The 17,295-nt window shown below is 51.1% G+C and carries 16 protein-coding genes; 8 read left to right on the top strand and 8 right to left on the bottom strand.

The window, feature by feature from the left end; all coding sequences use genetic code 11:
• Positions 1-161 precede the first annotated feature (161 nt).
• Positions 162-548, bottom strand: a complete 387-nt coding sequence (locus HW115_RS01890) for an aspartate 1-decarboxylase (RefSeq protein WP_227021218.1) — start codon at positions 546-548, stop codon at positions 162-164.
• Positions 549-611: 63 nt separating this feature from the next.
• Here HW115_RS01890 and ychF point away from each other — a divergent pair, with 63 nt between their 5' ends.
• The 4 genes from ychF to aepY all read left to right on the top strand — a co-directional run bounded on the left by ychF (position 612) and on the right by aepY (position 5,568).
• On the top strand, positions 612-1,727 hold the full coding sequence (gene ychF, locus HW115_RS01895) for a redox-regulated ATPase YchF (protein ID WP_178930881.1): 1,116 nt from the start codon (positions 612-614) through the stop codon (positions 1,725-1,727).
• A gap of 212 nt (positions 1,728-1,939) precedes the next feature.
• Entirely contained in the window at positions 1,940-2,923 is a 984-nt protein-coding gene (locus tag HW115_RS01900; RefSeq protein WP_178930882.1) for a PEP-CTERM sorting domain-containing protein, read from the top strand.
• Positions 2,920-4,023, top strand: a complete 1,104-nt coding sequence (locus tag HW115_RS01905) for a hypothetical protein (RefSeq protein ID WP_178930883.1) — start codon at positions 2,920-2,922, stop codon at positions 4,021-4,023. Before HW115_RS01900 ends, HW115_RS01905 begins: the two co-directional genes overlap by 4 nt.
• Positions 4,024-4,410: 387 nt before the next feature.
• Positions 4,411-5,568: a phosphonopyruvate decarboxylase gene (gene aepY, locus HW115_RS01910; RefSeq protein ID WP_178930884.1), complete on the top strand. Its 1,158-nt coding sequence runs from the start codon at positions 4,411-4,413 to the stop codon at positions 5,566-5,568.
• 38 nt (positions 5,569-5,606) lie between these two features.
• Here aepY and HW115_RS01915 read toward each other — a convergent pair whose 3' ends face one another.
• The 4 genes from HW115_RS01915 to HW115_RS01930 all read right to left on the bottom strand — a co-directional run bounded on the left by HW115_RS01915 (position 5,607) and on the right by HW115_RS01930 (position 9,647).
• Positions 5,607-6,218 (bottom strand): lysophospholipid acyltransferase family protein, encoded by a 612-nt coding sequence (locus HW115_RS01915; RefSeq protein WP_178930885.1) that lies wholly within the window; start codon positions 6,216-6,218, stop codon positions 5,607-5,609.
• A 34-nt stretch (positions 6,219-6,252) separates the two neighbouring features.
• Entirely contained in the window at positions 6,253-8,205 is a 1,953-nt protein-coding gene (gene aroA, locus HW115_RS01920) for a 3-phosphoshikimate 1-carboxyvinyltransferase (protein ID WP_178930886.1), read from the bottom strand.
• Positions 8,206-8,240: 35 nt separating this feature from the next.
• Positions 8,241-9,098 carry a prephenate dehydrogenase gene (locus HW115_RS01925; protein ID WP_178930887.1) on the bottom strand — a complete coding sequence of 286 codons (858 nt, stop codon included), beginning with the start codon at positions 9,096-9,098 and terminating at the stop codon, positions 8,241-8,243.
• 105 nt (positions 9,099-9,203) lie between these two features.
• Positions 9,204-9,647: a hypothetical protein gene (locus HW115_RS01930; protein WP_178930888.1), complete on the bottom strand. Its 444-nt coding sequence runs from the start codon at positions 9,645-9,647 to the stop codon at positions 9,204-9,206.
• A gap of 416 nt (positions 9,648-10,063) precedes the next feature.
• Between HW115_RS01930 and HW115_RS01935 the strand changes: the two genes are divergently transcribed.
• The 3 genes from HW115_RS01935 to HW115_RS01945 are packed head-to-tail and all read left to right on the top strand — an operon-like array spanning position 10,064 to position 12,506.
• Positions 10,064-11,143 carry a LuxE/PaaK family acyltransferase gene (locus HW115_RS01935; RefSeq protein ID WP_178930889.1) on the top strand — a complete coding sequence of 360 codons (1,080 nt, stop codon included), beginning with the start codon at positions 10,064-10,066 and terminating at the stop codon, positions 11,141-11,143.
• Positions 11,140-12,225 (top strand): acyl-CoA reductase, encoded by a 1,086-nt coding sequence (locus HW115_RS01940; RefSeq protein ID WP_178930890.1) that lies wholly within the window; start codon positions 11,140-11,142, stop codon positions 12,223-12,225. Before HW115_RS01935 ends, HW115_RS01940 begins: the two co-directional genes overlap by 4 nt.
• 32 nt (positions 12,226-12,257) lie before the next feature.
• Positions 12,258-12,506, top strand: a complete 249-nt coding sequence (locus tag HW115_RS01945) for a translation initiation factor IF-1 (protein WP_178930891.1) — start codon at positions 12,258-12,260, stop codon at positions 12,504-12,506.
• Here the strand turns inward: HW115_RS01945 and HW115_RS01950 are convergent.
• From HW115_RS01950 to HW115_RS01960, 3 genes are all read right to left on the bottom strand, one after another.
• The gene (locus tag HW115_RS01950) at positions 12,491-12,913 is read right to left on the bottom strand and encodes a hypothetical protein (protein WP_425498128.1); all 423 of its coding nucleotides are present in this window, start codon (positions 12,911-12,913) and stop codon (positions 12,491-12,493) included. The genes HW115_RS01945 and HW115_RS01950 overlap by 16 nt on opposite strands.
• A 69-nt stretch (positions 12,914-12,982) precedes the next feature.
• Positions 12,983-13,492 (bottom strand): thiol-disulfide oxidoreductase DCC family protein, encoded by a 510-nt coding sequence (locus HW115_RS01955; RefSeq protein WP_178930893.1) that lies wholly within the window; start codon positions 13,490-13,492, stop codon positions 12,983-12,985.
• Positions 13,493-13,568: 76 nt separating this feature from the next.
• Positions 13,569-14,102: a GbsR/MarR family transcriptional regulator gene (locus HW115_RS01960; protein ID WP_178930894.1), complete on the bottom strand. Its 534-nt coding sequence runs from the start codon at positions 14,100-14,102 to the stop codon at positions 13,569-13,571.
• A 462-nt stretch (positions 14,103-14,564) separates the two neighbouring features.
• On the opposite strand from HW115_RS01960, the gene HW115_RS01965 reads away from it, so the two are divergent.
• Positions 14,565-17,288, top strand: coding sequence for a LamG-like jellyroll fold domain-containing protein (locus tag HW115_RS01965; protein ID WP_178930895.1), 2,724 nt, complete (start codon positions 14,565-14,567; stop codon positions 17,286-17,288).
• The last annotated feature ends 7 nt before the right edge of the window (positions 17,289-17,295 follow it).

A 17,295-nucleotide genomic window follows, 5' to 3' on the forward strand; every position in this document is an offset into this window, starting at 1 on the left:
GCGCGGGAATATGGTGAACGGATGCCAGCTTGTAAAGACGCGATTTACGACTTTAGGCATCTTTTTTCTGATTTTCTCCCCTTTTCTATTCAGTTGGTGCGATTCATGCGGAATACTGACAGGCAAACAAACGCCTAGCAACCAACCAACTGAGAAAAGGCTTAAATTTTACGAAGAATTTCGTTCTTTTCGTTACAAACTACCTTCAAAGGAACGATCGGTGTTTTAGAGAGAGCAAAGGCCATGATGGTAATCCGCTCTCCCGCCTTGATGACATGTGCCGCACCTCCATTCATAATGATGGTTCCGGTTCCCGGCTTCCCGGCCTGCGCATAGGTTTCGAGCCGACCGCCCTTGGATGCTGAAGTAACAAGGACCCGCTCGCCGTCGATTAAGCCGACAGCTTCCATCAGATCGGATGGGATTTCAATGCTGCCTTCATACTCGACATCAGCGATACTGACACAGGCGCGGTGGATTTTAGATTTTAATAGCACGAGCTGCATGCCCGCAACCAAGCCCCGAACGGCCTGAAGGTCAAATTTCAAATTCAATAAAATCGTAAAAAATCACCATTGCAATTGTCAAAAATTCCCCTAGCGTCCCGCGCCATGCTCAAGGCAGGAATTGTAGGACTCCCCAACGTCGGTAAATCAACCCTCTTCAATGCAGTCACCCGCACACGCAACGCGGAGGCTGCCAACTACCCGTTTTGCACCATCGACCCCAATGTCGGCGTCGTCACCGTGCCGGATGATCGCTTGGAAGTCTTGGGGGAAATCAACAGCACCCAGAAAATCATCCCCGCAGCTATCGAGTTTGTCGATATCGCCGGATTGGTCGAAGGCGCATCAGAAGGTGCCGGTCTCGGTAATAAGTTTCTGGCCAACATTCGTGAAGTCGACGCCATTGTGCAAGTTGTCCGCTGTTTTGAAAACGACGACATTATCCACGAACTCGGAACCGTCGATCCCCTGCGCGATATCGAAATCATCAACTCCGAGCTCATCTTGTCTGACATTGCCGCGATGGACAAACGGAAGGAGTCACGGACTAAAAAGGCCCGGGGTGGTGACAAAGAGGCAAAAAAGGAACTCGACCTGATTGAAAAGCTCCTGCCCCACCTCGATGCCGGAAACCCAGCCGTCACGCTCGAACTCAATGATGATGAAAAGGAAACTCTGCGAGAGTTTTTCCTGCTGAGCTCGAAGCGCACAATTTTTGCCTGCAACGTGGCTGAAGACGAACTTGCCGATGCCCAGTCCAATCCCGACGGCCATGCCATGGTTAAAAAAGTGCGTGAATACGCCGCAGCCAGCCATGATGCCGAAGCCATTGTAATTTCTGCACGCATCGAGGAAGAATTGATCGAGCTCTCCCCCGAAGAAGCCAATGAGTTTCTCACCGATATGGGAATCACGGATTCCGGTGTCTCTACTCTGATTCGTTCGGTCTACCACTTGCTCGGATTGCGGACCTACATCACCAGTGGGGAAAAGGAAACCCGGGCCTGGACAATCCACACTGGAGATAAGGCTCCTGCAGCAGCTGGAGTCATCCACGGTGATTTTGAACGTGGGTTTATCGCCGCCGAAGTCGTCGCCTACGAAGACCTGGTGGAGGCCGGCTCAAAATCAGCAGCCCGCGACGCAGGGAAACTGCGCATCGAAGGCAAGGAATACGAAGTCAAGGACGGCGACGTCATCGAATTCCGCTTCAACGTCTGATCCTGCTCGATCAGCCACCAGCCACCTCTTCATTTTTACGAAAAAACCAACAACCTGGGGGTTTTAACCCCAGGAAAAGCATAAAACCACTTGATTTCCAGCATTAGAAGAGGTATCGGACACATCAAGCGCAGTCGCTAAACCTGCTTTAGCTCTTCGCAACCCCCGCATCTGAATCCAAGCCCCCCAGAACTTGTTTTCCTTTGCGAATCATGCTCAAAATTTCCCATTTTTTCATCGTCACCTGTGCGACAGCACTGCTTCTTGGCAATGCCGTTCAGGCTGCCAACGTGATGGCTGTCACCGGAAATCAGGGTGATGGCAATTTTGACCCTAATTCGTTTTACGAAATCAACACCGACAATGGCCGCTCGACCAAGATTGGCAGCGCCACAGTCACGCCCAACCAATTAGCCTACGACGTCAGTAGTAACAACTACTATTACATGGACCACAACGGTTCGAATTTTTACCGATTCGATATTACAAACGGCACCCAACACCTGATTGGAGACCTAATCGACGTCGGTATGCCGAGTGGAAAAACCGGCAGTGGTGGTGGTGACTTCTACAACGGACGATATTATTACACACCGGAAACAGGAACTGAAGGCCTCTATGTCATCAGTTTCAACGGCGATGGGTCCCAAATTGTCAGCCACACTCCGATTGCACCAAGCAACCTCAGCGACCATTCCGACCTCTTTGACGGATCAGGAAATGCAGGGCTCGGGGACTTTGGTGATTTTGCCATCGATAGTGACACAGGGCTAATGTACGGGAGCTCCAGAATGTCAAAAAATGGCCAATCTTACTATGCATTCTGGACCATTGATCTGACCGACCCTAATTACGAGATGGCCATGCTTAACGACAATATAAGTGATGTTTATCAAATGGCCTTTGACGAGAATAACGTGCTTTGGGCGAATCGCTGGAACAGCGGCGGAGACCTTTATGAGTTAAATAAATCTGACGGCACAATCTCTGACACGGCCACACTCAGGTATATTAACAGTAGAGGGCGGTGGAGAGCCGCCAACGGTGATTTCTATGACATGGCATCAACTGGGGTGCGCGAGGGTATTCCCGTTATTCCGGAGCCAAGCTCCTTCGCCTTCATGAGCACGGCAGCCTTCCTGTTTCTTCGCCGTCGACGCAAACCAGAGGCTGTGCTATACTCCACACTGCGATGAAACCCAATGAGGGCAAGGGCTGGCAAGGACTCAGCCGCGAGTTACGCCATTGGTCCTGGAAGCGACTCCGCCCCAAAATCAAACGGGCATCCGATGAAAAACGTCGAGAGCCCACGTTAAAGGATAGCCCGCCGGAACTCGACAGCAAAGCAATCAGCCTCAAGGTTCACAAGCCTCCGCTGGGAATCACCAAAACCACACCCGCCCAAGTGGAGGAAATATTGGGTGATGAGGAAGAACCCGAGGATATCGAAGAAAAGTGGGGACTGATGGACCGCGTCAGAGACATCCCTATCGGATGGCAAATTCTCGGAATCCTTATTCTGGCTGGCATCATCACCCAATCGACCCGAATGATTGTCGAGGGACGGAAAAATAGAGAAAAAGCCATTACCATCAACACCTCCATCCTCGAACAAGACCAAGAGGAAATTCAATCCGTTGAACAAGCACTCCACCAGACCATCCGCTCCTATCTCGCAGCCGACTCCCTTGAAAAAAAGCTGAAGTGGAGCCGCTACCCTGAGCGCGTCAAGCCGATGATGGAGCAATACTATCAAAACCATACATTCAAACCTCTCGATTTTGATCACATCAAATCGATCAATTTTGTCACGTTTTGGTCGCGCCCCTTTGTCCTGCTTACAGCCTACACGACGAGTGGGGACTCCGTCTTTATGACTGTCGAGCAAACAGGCAACACGGCATTCAAGGTCGACTGGGAAACTGATGTCTACTATTTGCCAATGGATTGGCAGTCATTTATCAAACAACGCCCGACACAATCGCTCAACATGCGAGTCCTCGTCAAACCTGACAACCACTACGCCTATCAATTCAGAGATGAAGAAAAATACGAATGCTTCAGGCTGGTAAGCCGTGACGACCACACCCCCGTCTACGGATATGTGGAACGAGGTAGCCCGGCCTGGAAGGATCTACGCTACTTTTTCGAACTCCGAAAAAAATCAAGTAAGCAAGGCGAACCCCTCATTTTAACCCTGCGTTTCCCTGATACCAACAATCCCAAAACAGACAAAGGTGTAATGATTGAACGCTTTCTATCTAACAGGTGGCTTTATGTTGAACGCAAACCATAAGCTTTGAGCAAGCCTCGATCCATCAGAAGGTCTCAGTTCATTCTATGGGTTCGAGAAGCATAGGCACTATTTTTGCTTGAATGGGCGTTCATTTTTATAAACTCTGGTGTATTGGCACTTCCTCGGAACCTACACTCCCCGTGAATTCATGAAAAACGACCTGTTCCAAAACATCTTTCGTCACAGTCCTCAAATGTATTTCAACAGCAAATCAGTTAGCACCATCAAGGCTCTTCACCAGCAAGTCTTCACGCATCATGAAGGCGCCAGTCACCGCAGAATCACAAGGGAAAGAAAAAAACGAACCCCCTAAAAACGCTGCAATGCGTGACGAAATCGAGCACACATCTGTTACGCGTCCCAACACTTCATCTCTACTATCCTACTATGGAAGCGACCACCTTTCTCTCAGCCCTCAAACAACAGGGTTATACTCACTTCTCCGGGGTTCCCTGCTCTTTTTTAAAGCCCTTGATCAACGCTGTCATCAATGATCTGGATATCGACTACATCGGAGCCAGTAGTGAAGGAGAATCGATAGGTATCAGTCTGGGAGCACATTTGGCCGGTAAAAAAACGGTCAGCATCTGCCAGAATTCAGGTTTAGGTAACATGGTCAACCCTCTGACCTCACTCAACAACCCTTTTAAAGTTCCCACTCTACTCATTACTACCCTGAGAGGTGAGCCTGGAACCCCTGACGAACCCCAGCACACTCTCATGGGGGAAATCACAGGCGAGTTACTGGACACCTTACGAATCCCCTGGCAATTTTTCCCAGACTCGGAAGAGGCTATCGCCAAAACACTCTCGAATGCTGAAGACGCTATCTCAAACGACAATGCCCCCTACGCTTTGGTGCTTAAAAAAGGAACCTTATCTCCAACAAAACTTGAACCAAGCCGCCGACAAGCTTCCGTCCAGACCTATCATCTATCACACCCCCCGTCTCATCAAGACAAGAGGCCAAGCCGAACCAAGGCCATCAACACGCTGCTCTCTCAATGCTCCGGAAATGAGGCGATCATCGCAACCACAGGAAAAACCGGGCGTGAACTCTTCACCCAGAACGATCGAGATGGAAACCTTTACGTTGTCGGAGGCATGGGAACAGCGAGTGCCATCGGTCTGGGGATTGCCACCAGCCTCCCGAACCAAGCTGTCATCGTTTTAGATGGAGACGGAGCGGCACTCATGAAATTGGGAGCGCTCGCCACCATTGGTCACTATCAACCGGATAATCTGCTTCATATCGTGCTCGACAACGAAAGCCATGATTCGACAGGAGGCCAAGCAACATCCTCCAGCACCGTGGATTTTGCCCAAATCGCCTCTGCATGCAATTATCGGAATGTCTATCGTGCTGACAGCCTCGACCAATTGTCTGATTGTCTCGACGACAGCCGCCGCCGGCACGGCCCAAGTCTCATCCACCTGAAAATCAAACCGGGCTCCCCGCCTAACCTAGGACGACCTAACATTCCACCCCATCAAGTCAAAGAGCGATTCATGCAGTTCCTGCAATCGAACAGATCAAGCTCATAAGCTCCAATCGTCAGCATTCTAGTCGGAGGATTTCAGAATCAAGGCATCTCAATTTTGGCAATCTCCTCCATGATCCGGTCGGATATCTTTTGGTAGCCATCGCGACCCTTCGCCTTGAGTTCTTCGGGAGTGAAGGTGATCGGATCACCGACAACAATGGTGATCGGGCAGAAGCTTACTTTTGCTGAGCCACGAGGCAGAGCTTCCCGGGCACCAAAAATCCTGACAGGCTGCACCGTCGCCTTGGTCTTGGCTACGATCAAACCAGTTCCAGCCTCAGCGGGTTGTAGACTACCATCCAAGGTCCGCGAGCCTTCGGGGAAAATCACTACACGGTTTTTATTCCGTAGCAGCTTGATGATCGTTTTTAAACTGGTCATGTCCGGCCGTTCCTGGTCGACGGGAACCACATTCATTCTTGGAAACAACCAGGCTCCAAAACTGCGGAATAAGGTTTTCCTTGCCAAGAAATACACCGGATTTTCGTAGATAATCCCAACCAGAGGAGGGTCGATGAAACTCTCATGATTAGAGGCAATCAGAACCGGGCCGTCTTCGATCAATTTCTCTCGACCGACAACTCTCAAAGAGAAAAAACAGATAAGTAGCTTTTTCCACAGCGTGTAATTAAACCAATAAATCGTTTTCATGATCCTTCAATCAGACTGATAAATAAAATGCGCTCTATAAGCCTTTGCTTTTTAAAATCGACATCGCCTCGTCCACGACTTCTTCAATCGTCATTTCCGAGCTATCAATAACCGTGGCGCCTTCGGCAACAACCAAGGGTGATGTTTTCCGGCTGCTATCCTCCTTGTCGCGCTGACTAACGACATCGGCCAAGCCTTCGGCGGATCGACGGGCTAGACGCACTTCTTCGGAAGCATCAACATAGAGTTTGTATGGGGTATCAGGAAAAACAACCGAGCCAATGTCCCGCCCTTCCATCACCAGGCTTCCAAGCTCAAGGTAATCACGCTGTTTTTCCACAAGTAACCGGCGAACCTCTGGGATGGCAGCAATCGCGGAAACCCGGGAATTGACCGCGTCCTCCCGCAGCGCGTCACCAGCATCAACACCATCCACAAGAATGATCGATCCCCTGTCGCGAACACCACAGCGGAGGTCGATGCGATCCAACATGGCAATCACTCCCTCCGTATCGGAAGCGTCAATTCCGTGCTGGATACTCGCCCAAGCAATCGCCCGATACATCGCCCCTGTATTGATCATAATCAGACCAAGTTTCTCGGCCAGCCTGCGGGCGACCGTACTTTTTCCTGATGCCGCCGGACCATCAATCGCAATCGCAAAATGAGGTTTCGGGTTCATCACTTTTTCCAAGTCATGCTGAAACCCGGGATAGGACGTATTGATAAAGTCCGTGTTGTGCACCACCGTTTCACCCTCCGCAAACAAGCCGGCAATGATGAACGACATGGCAATCCGGTGGTCATCATAGCTTTCGAGTTCAGCGGCATGAAGTGGTCGACCTCCTGTAATTTCCATCCCATCGTCAAACTCTTCCACCTCAGCGCCCATGGCACGCAGGTTGGTTACGACGGTGGATATCCGGTCACTCTCCTTGACCCTGAGCTCACTGGCATTGCGAATCACCATACGCCCTTCGGCCAAGGCTCCGGCAACGGCTAGAACGGGAATCTCATCAATCAGATTCGGAACTTCTTCAGGTAAGATCTCCGTCCCTTGCAAGGTTCCCCCGATTACCGTCAAGTCTCCGTATGGCTCGCCCGAGTCTTCTGAGATCATGTCGACTCTAATATCAGCCCCCATGCGAATCAAGACATCCACAACGGCTTTGCGCGTTGGGTTCAAACCTACCTTTTTAATCTTGAGCTCTGCCCCGGGCATGGCGGCAGCGGCAACCAACCAGAAAGCAGCCGAAGAAATATCACCGGGAATGTAGAGATCGTTAGCCATCGGAATTTGCCCCCCATGAACGGCGATCCGATGGCCATCAATTGTCGAATCAATTTGAAAATGGTCAAAGATGCGCTCGGTGTGGTCGCGGGTTTCAGCAGGTTGACGGACCGAAGTCTCATACTCGGCAAACAAGCCTGCCAACAATACCGCGCTCTTTACCTGGGCACTGGCCATTGGCATATCATAATGGATTGCCTGCAATCGTTCTGCGGACCCGCCAAGGATCATGGGAGCACATCCCTCTTTTTCGCCTGCAGCCTCAATCCTGGCCCCCATCATGGACAAGGGCGTCATGATACGCCCCATCGGCCGGGACTGTAGGGATTCATCCCCGGTCAGGGTCGATTGAAATGGCTGGGCTGCCAGAACACCGGCAAGCAAACGCATTCCGGTCCCCGAATTGCCACAGTCGATTTCCACATCAGGAGCATTCAGCTGCATCGCCTGTCCATAGATCCTTAGCGACGTCGGTCCATAGCCCTCTAAACGCTCCAGCACCTCATACTGAACACCCAAGCTGGCCATGGCCTCCAAGGTGCACAAGCAGTCTTCACTCGGGAGATAATTGTCGATCTGAGTGACGCCGTCTGCGAGTCCGGCCATAATAGCGGCTCGGTGGGAGATGCTTTTGTCACCCGGCACTTCGATGACCGCGTTCAGACTCTTAATGGGTGTTACCTTGATGGAAGACATAACAATAAAAAATAAAGGGGCCTCTGGAAAGATGGTTATTGTTCCTTTTTAGGAGGAAGTTGATCTCGCAGGTCCTTGGCTTGCTGCAGGAACGATGTGACAGCTTCTTCGCTCGATTGCTCCAACAAAGCAAGCATTTCACGCAAATGTTCAATACTCTCTTCAATCGGAGCTTTCAATGATTCCCGGTTTCTCAACATGATCTCAGCCCACATCCCCGGGTGTCCCGAGGCAACCCGGGTGGTGTCCCTCATGCCATTTCCCGCAAATTTACCGTAATCCGGGTCCTTCAGACCAACCATGGCACCTACCGATGCCAGCAAATGTGGTAAATGGCTAATCCGGGCCATCACTGCATCGTGATCCTCCGAAGATGTCAGGTAACAGCGACACCCAAGCACCAGCCAAAAATCTTTCAAGGCATCCACATCCGCCTCATCATGGCCAAAGTCATTGGTCATCACACAGGCGGCTCCGTCAAACAAGCTCTCGCGTGCGGCCAACACCCCGGTTTGCTCAGACCCCGCCATCGGATGACTGCCAATGTATTTCGCTTCGCAACGACGCACCAAAGCGTCCAAGGTCTCTCTGGGAGTCAATTTTACACTACCGACATCTGTGATGATCATCCCTTTGAGGGAGACGTCACGCGATACAGTTTCCAGGATTTGCAGCATGGCCCCGACTGGGGTCGAAAGAATCAATAAATCAGCGCCCTTTACAGCCTCAGTGAGACTCGTTGTGGCATGCTGGATTCCCATACTCGCGGCCTCATCCACAGAGGCTTGCCTCCGTCCCCATAAGTAGACCTCGGTGTCTGGCAATCGTTTTTGCCCGGCCAAAGCCATCGACCCTCCCAAGAGCCCACTTCCTAATACGGCAATCTTTTTCATCCGCGACAATCGATGTCAGAATCACATATAAAAAACAAGAACCGACGCGCCAAACTTGCGACATCGGTTCCTGTGAAAATTCAACAGTGTAATGGTATCGGGAGCTTAAGGCACTCGGAACTTATGGGTCTCGTCAGGATCCTCAGGATCACGGCAAAGTTTTCCGGATGCAATCCCTTTTACATCAACGATGTTATGGGTGTAAGGGTTAAATACAAAACCGGGCTTCCCAGGAACGGGTGACGCGGTCGGATAGTTTTTCTTGCCATTGGTATTGGTCGGAGGAGTGGGAGACGTATTCCCATCAGAGCCTGGCGTTAACACGGTGCTATCCACTCCGGTTGGGTTTCCTGCGGCGTCGACCCCAGCCACACCATTTCCTTGTTGGCTTTGCTCAAGTATTTTCTGCTGTTCAGGCGTCAGTGTCGGTTGACCGCTCGGCGTTTGCGTCCCTGGATTGTTCGGATGAGGCTTCGGATAAAACGGGCTACACGCTCCGACAAGGAGTGCCAACCCGAGGGGTAAAAATGCTTTGCTCTTTAAGTTCATGGCTCGATCGAGTGATGGTATGCGGTTGGTCAATAATATGGATGATAGAGATGATTGCGTATCATTGCAAATGGGAGGTCTCCGTCAATCTGGGATTGAATCGAGGACTGCTTCCATAAGCTTAAACGACTGATATTCCCTGATTGTTTCAAAGAATCTACGCCAGCGCCCCTTCAAGGCTTGGCTTTGGCTTCTTTGATCCATCGGCGGGAAAAACAGCAGATGACGCATTTTCAACGCAATCGTCTGTTAAGTCAAGCCATGAGCAAGATTATTACACAGATTTTCTACTCTGCTCAACAATCAGCCTTGATTGTCAGCCGCGCTCCATTGATCTTTGACTTCGACATGATATGGCAGCTCCACACTCAAGCCCATCTTCAGTGATCACACCATAACCTCGCCGTTGTTACCCGATGAATTGGAAGGAACAGAATCCCCCGCCCGACCCCTCTGCAAAAATTGCCGAGGCCATTGTTTCGGGGGCCCTTGATGACGAGAGCTTCAATCGGCGGGCTTTGGAACTGTTCGACTATCAATTTTCTCGCAACTTACCCTACCAGCGATACTGCGAGCATCTCGACGCACTCCCGGGAAAGGTTTCATTCTGGGGCGACATCCCGGCGATCCCAACAGATGCCTTTAAACAACACGCGCATCCTCTCATCTGCCGACCGGACGGTAAGCACCATCCCTATTTTCAAACCTCGGGTACAACCACAGACATCAAGGGGCGACACTATTTCCCATCCTTTGAGCTTTATGAGCAATCCATTCTTCGCTCATGGAAACTGGAATCCATCCCGCCCCCCCAACGGGCACTTTTCCTCGTTGCCCATCCCCAACAGGCTCCCCGGTCCTCGCTCTCCCATATGATGGGGGTTCTGGATCAGCAACATCAGGGAGGCGAAAAAACATGGGGGCTCGAGGCATCAGGAGCATTAGATCTTCAATCCATCCAGTCCTGTATTGCCCACAGTGTCGACTCTCTGGCACCTCTCGCCATACTCGGGACAGCACTTGCCTTTTTACACCTACTTGAATCCTGCACCATACCCGTTCAACTCCCCCCAGGAAGCTGGATCATGGAAACCGGAGGCTATAAGGGAAGTCAAAGAAGTCTGAGTAAACAAGAACTCTATCGGCGCTTGCAAAACCAATTTGGAATACCTCCAAAACTCATCGTCAACGAATATTCCATGACCGAATTGAGTAGCCAGTTTTACACCCGGGGACTGGAGAATGCACATCACGGCCCACCCTGGACACGCATCAGGGTCGTTGACCCCATAACAGGGATGGATGCCAGCAGCGGCAGCCCCGGCCACCTGGCCATTTATGATCTCGCCAACACCCAGTCGGTGCAAGCGATCCAAACCCAGGATTTGGCTGTTGCCCATGGCCCCCATTCCTTTTTTCTACTCGGCAGAGACCCGTCCGCCCTTCCCCGCGGGTGTTCACGCGGAGCAGACGCAACATTTTCATCCACACCATGACCACCGAGCTCCGAATCCAACTTCTTGCCCGGCATTGCCAGTCCCCGGAATTTCTCGGGACCTTTAGCCCCCAGGATTTAATAGCCTGGTTACAAGCCGAACTGGGGAATGCCACCGTGCTGGACCGATTTATCCCCCACGGGCCGATTCAGACCATGGCTATCGCCCCCAAACGACTACTCCACATCGTCAGTGGTAACAGCCCTCACGGAGCGATGCAGAGTGTCTTGCGCGGACTCTTGCTAGGGTCCATGAACGAGGTGAAATTACCGTCCGGCGGGCTCCCTGAGCTTAAACTCTGGGTTGATGCCTTTCCTGACGAACTCCAACAACTTGTGAACCTACACGACGAGCTGCCCGACGCTCTATGGAAACAAGCCGACGCAGTCATCGCCATCGGTTCAGACACCAGCATTGAAGCGATTCATGACAAATTAAGTCCATGGCAACGGTTTATTCCACACGGACACAAAGTCTCGATGGGTGTGGTTTACAGTGACTTCAAAACAGCAGCGGCTCGGGCCGCCCGTGATGTTTCACTTTTCAACCAGCGGGGGTGCCTGTCACCTCACGCCATCTACGTGGATGAAACCAAGCCGGGAGACAGGCAGCGCTTTGCCTCCTTGCTCGCAAAGGCCATGCAGAGCTTCAACTTAAACCATCCCCCTAGCCCCCTCAGCCTCTCCGAAGCCGGAGCCATACGCAATCTCAGGGAAACCTATCGTTTTCTAGCCGCCAATGATCGAGACATCGAACTTCACGAAAGCAAGGCCTCACTCGATTGGACGGTCATCTCCGAGCCATCAATCACACTCAAACTTTCCTGCCTCAACCGATGCGTGTATGTCAAACCGCTGCCGCAGCAGCAGGAAGACAATATACATAAACTCATTGGAGACGAAGCCGCTCACCTCTCAACCGTCGCGATTCACCCATACTCCGATCAAACGGCAACCCACTGGGCAAACTCGCCAGCCAGCCGTATCTGCCCAATGGGAGAGAGTCAATCCCCCAGCCTGTTCTGGCACCACGACGGCTTCCCCCCATTGGCTTCCTTACTAAGCTGGAAAGATATCGGCTAAACCCTCTTCACTTCTTTCGTTTTTATAGAATCATGTTTGACCCACCTATCACAACAACAGGGACGATTAACGACACCTCCCGCAAACCCACCTATGATGTTACCCTGCCCAATGGAAAAATCATCATCGGACACCTACCTAAATCACAGGCACCTTTGCGCGAGGTGCTGCAATCCGGAGATGTCGTCAATCTGGAACTCACGCCATACGATCTGGAGAAAGCCAGAATCGTAGGCGTGGTTTCTTCCAGTGACGTCACCTCGGATCAGGCACCGGCCTGAGGTGAAGCTTCACCTTTATTCTCTCCCCACCCGGCATACACTGGGGGCTTCGGCAGTTGGGGTGTCTCGCGTCGACGTCCTAACTTCGAAAACAACCAAATGTTAAAGAAGTGCATCATTCCCAACACAAGCATCACAACGCCGAGTTTCGAACTAAGCGCCTCAAACACACCACTCAGGCCACTCACAGCCTCACTCATCTTCAGGTAGAGGGATACAAATCCCAGGTTCACAAGATAGAACCCGACAACCAGAAGGTGATTAATACTATCAGCCAGATCCTCGTCACCCTGAGTGCTTTTGACCAGAAAAACCCTGCCATTTTTGTGCAGTGTTTTTGCAACCCAGAATGTTAAAGGCAAAGCTATCAAGAGATAGCCGATATAGGTAATTACAGTTTCGTTCATCATTTTATTTGTTTTGGTTTTGTGTTCTCGCACAGACCTCTTGCCTGCGCAAAATTGCTTTACTCCGCCTTAGATCAGGCCATCGGGAATATCAGGACGTTTGATCTTCACTCTGGAGTTCTCATTGCCAACGAATCCAGGCACTTCACCCTGCTCGCCGATCCTGTGGCTGACTTCTGGTTCTCCGGCCTCTCGTCCAAAGAAAAAATCAGACAGGGCCAAGCGTTTCGAAGCCAAGAGTCCGGCTACACACTTCGCCATCGGTAACAACCACGGTGATGCCAGACGCTTGCCCCAGTATCGATAATCACGGCAAGCATACAAACACACGGCCCATGCCCCAGCCCCCTGAATAACCTCACCACGAGCCGTCCTCACAACCAACTCCAACTCAGGCCGCCAACAAGCTAATTCCGGAAAAATCAACATCGCCCGCTCAGACCGGTAATCAATAAACTCAAACTCCACAAATCGATCCTGTGCCAATAACCAATCACGGAAACGCCTGCAAAAACCACAGCGCGCATCATAATATACCTCCAAAGGTGACAAAGGATCAGGAATGGTTGTTTTCTTCATGATTGTAATTTCAGAAAATAGTGAAAGTTTTAATGCGCTCGATTTGGTTCTTAAGGTAAGTATTCGTCCGTGCTGCCTAGCTAAGTAATTTCGCTGCCAATTTCATGGCTGGACCGTAATGCAATTTGTCAATCTTCCCTCCCACATTGCGGGCAAAGCTGACAAAGGTCTCGAGCTCGCGAATTTGATTGCGGAACGCTTCCGCTCCCACGCCTTCGAGATCTTTGGTTTCCTCATGGCATCCACGTAAAAGCTCGAGCGCAGGGTCAATTTCACGCCGCTGACGTTCGCGTAGAATGATTGTAAAGATTTTCCAGACATCTTTCTCAGCCTCGAAAAATTCCTTTCTTTCCCCCCTGCGAACGAGAATGCGAACCAAGCCCCAATTCACGAGCTCTTTCAGGTTCGTATGCGCATTGCCACGACTGATTGTCAGATACTCCATGACTTCGTCAGTACTCAAGGCTTCAGGCATGATCATCAACAAGGCATGAATCTGAGCCATTGTCCGATTGATCCCCCACTGACTCCCAAACGCTCCCCACTGGGAGATAAAATCATCCCGGATCTCATCAAAGCATCTCGCCTCGCTGTCGGTGCTTGCATTCATCGATTTCAGTTATTACTGAAAATACAGTCATTAGCAAGCTTTTATTTGATTTATCGAGAAACCTGTGGGAGCCGCCCCCCAAGCACCGTAGAATGGGTTGATCTAGAGTTATTCCTCTAAGGGATGCAGTCGGATATCCTGGGCGAGAAGATGAGAAATCACGTCCATATAATCAATTTTGACAGTTCAAAAGACAGTTTTGCCATTCACATGCAGAAAAAATAGGATACATCTTTCCTGAGCAGCATGAACGTACAGATCAAATCAGAGGAAAAATCAACCAAGGTACCCGGAAGAAACAGCCGGAATGATGATAAAATCTACGATTTGTGATGTATAATGCGCTGAGCCCAAGAGGTCACACTCCGAATGGGCATGCGCCACCCCATTCCCTGAGGCCGCCTTGCCCCCCCCGCTCCCCTAAAGCTTTTCAAATACAACAACCTACTCTCATTCCGGATCATGCGTTTTCACCTTCCTTTCATCGCCTTGCTCTGTTTTGCCCCTATCACCGCTGCGGAAATCAGCCTTTCATTGAATCAAAAGGAATGGAAAAACCAACCAACGGAAAAGCCCGCCCATTTCGACCGAGATGGCTTTCTACTTTTTGAAAAACAGCAACACATCCTTCTGGACCCCAAGTATAGTAAAAAGCTCCCCAAAGAGCGTCTGATGCTCAGAGCCAGAGTGCGGGTTGACCAGCCTAATCGCTGGGGAGGCATCCTCTCCTATTCACAAGACAACGGAAACTATGAACGGGGATGGCTTCTAGGATTTACCCACGACCGTTTTACCTTCAAACTTTCTACTGGCAAAAGTTTTATCCAGGCTACGTCCCCGTTCCCCTTCATCCTTGGACAAAGCTATGATCTGGCCGCACGCTATGACGGCAAGGAAATGCAACTCTACGTTGATGGCGTTCTGGTGGCAAAAAACAAAGCTGCAGGGGCTATTGCCTACCCGGATATTCCAACACCTCTCGTAGTTGGCGCCTACAAAGATAAAGATGAATTCTACCCAATGCTCGGCAGAATTGAATCCCTGAGCATCGGTTCCAAACTCGCCGATACAAACCAAATCAAAAAAGAAGCCGCTGCCAACCAATACCCCTTTGCTGTCCGACCATCAATCAGCTTCCTCAAGGCGGGTGAAGCCCTCATCGAATGGGAATCAAGCCACAGTGGCCCCTCAATGATCAATTTTGGAACCAGCCCGGAAATGGGAACCATCATCAAAAGTGAGTCGTCCACCACCAACCACAGCATCGTCCTCAAACATTTGGAACCTTCCACCGTCTACCACTTCCGGATCGGAGTCATCCATCAAGGCAAGCGGATTCTCGCTCCTCCGATGAGCTTTGACACGACCATGAACTACTTGCCGGCTCAGCTCCCTGCAAATGAAGCATTCAAAGCAAATGCCAAGACTCAGGCATTCGTGAATACCCTGGTCAAAAAACACGGGGCCCATTTCTCAGGACACGCACTGGTCCTCGGCGGAGTAGATGCCAGATTATCCTACGAACTGGCAAAAAATACCCGCCTGAAAGTCACCATCATCGACCGCGATGCCGATCGGGTTCAGCAATTGCGACAAACACTCTATCAAGCCGGAGTCTATGGCTCTAGAATCGAAGTTCTACACGCACCAAACGATGATATCCCACTCGGAAGTTGTCTCGCCAATTTGATCGTTTCTGAACGTGCACTTGCGGGTGAAGTCCTGCCCTACCCGGAAGCCGAGTGCAAACGGCTCACCCGCCCGTCCGGAGGCCAAATCCTCACCCCCACTCTCAGCTACACCCGACCAAAGCTCCCCGGCAGCAGTGAGTGGACCCACCAGTATGGTGACTCGGAAAACCGATCCTATATTCCGGACTCCCTCGCGGGGGCCCACACCCAGGAAGATTTTACGATCCAATGGATCGGTCGGCCCGGTGCCGATTTCGGTATCGACCGCCAAAACCGAATTCCCGCCCCTCTCGCCGTCAACGGGCTGACGTTTCTTCAAGGGTTCAACCGTATGATCGGCCTGGATGCCTACAACGGGCAAGTCCTGTGGTCGAAGGAAATCCCGGACTTACGCCGCCTCAATGTCCCTCACGATTGCTCCAACTGGTGTGCAGACCAGAACAACATCTATTTTGCCTTGGCTGATCGAGCCTGGGTCATTGACGCAGCCAGTGGTGAACGCACCGCCAATTTGAAACTCACGCACAAGGAGCGGGATACCCACGACTGGGCATACATCGCCGTCAATGGAGATGTCCTGATCGGCAGCACCGTGCCCAAGGGATCCCATTTCAAAGAGTTCTGGAATAAATCCAATTGGTTTGACCAAGTTGGAAACGAGAAATCGATCACCCAAATTTGCAGTGATAAGGTTTTTGCCTACAAACAATCATCCCTGAAAGGCCTATGGGCCTACGGCAAGGGATTGATCATCAATTCGAGTATTACCCTCACGAAAGATCAACTCTACTTTCTCGAAGCCAGACATCCGGATCTCAAAGTGCAAGGGGCCGGTCGGGTGTTTGATAATAAACTCTGGCTCGACACCTATGTCGTATGCCTGGATCCAAGCAACGGTCGTAAGCGCTGGGAAAAGAAAATCCCACCCTTTTCCCATGTTTCCGAACGCTCGGGTTTCATCCAAGCCATGCACGGACAGGTCAGCGATGTCGGATATCTCATGGTCGCTTCCGAAGGCATTTTCGCCAATGGTAAATTTACAGGTAAAGGCCATTTCGTGGCTCACCAGTATGATTCAAAGGGGACGGTCAAGTGGTCGGTTCATAGCCCTTGGCAGTCCAACAATCATGGAACCCACATCGCCCACCCCATCGTCTTCCCAGACAAAGTGTTCCTCCATCCATACGCCTATCAGATCGAGGATGGTAAAAAAATCGACACCCGGGTGACGAACATTTCCGGATGCCCGACTCCAGTGGGCTACCCCTCGGGACTCATCTACCGATCATCCGGATCTGGAGCCACGAGAATCCTCTGTATCTGGTCGATTCAAAACCAAAAGAACACCGGCTGGAAACGCCTCAGGCCAAGCTGCTGGCTCAATTACCTCCCCTCCCAAGGAATGGTGATTATGTCCGAAGGCGGAGGAGGTTGTTCCTGTGGAGGGTGGATCGAAACCTCCGTCTCTCTCATCCCTATCAAGCACACCCACTAACTCCATT

It is taken from the genome of Oceaniferula marina (genome assembly GCF_013391475.1).
GTDB lineage: Bacteria > Verrucomicrobiota > Verrucomicrobiia > Verrucomicrobiales > Akkermansiaceae > Oceaniferula > Oceaniferula marina.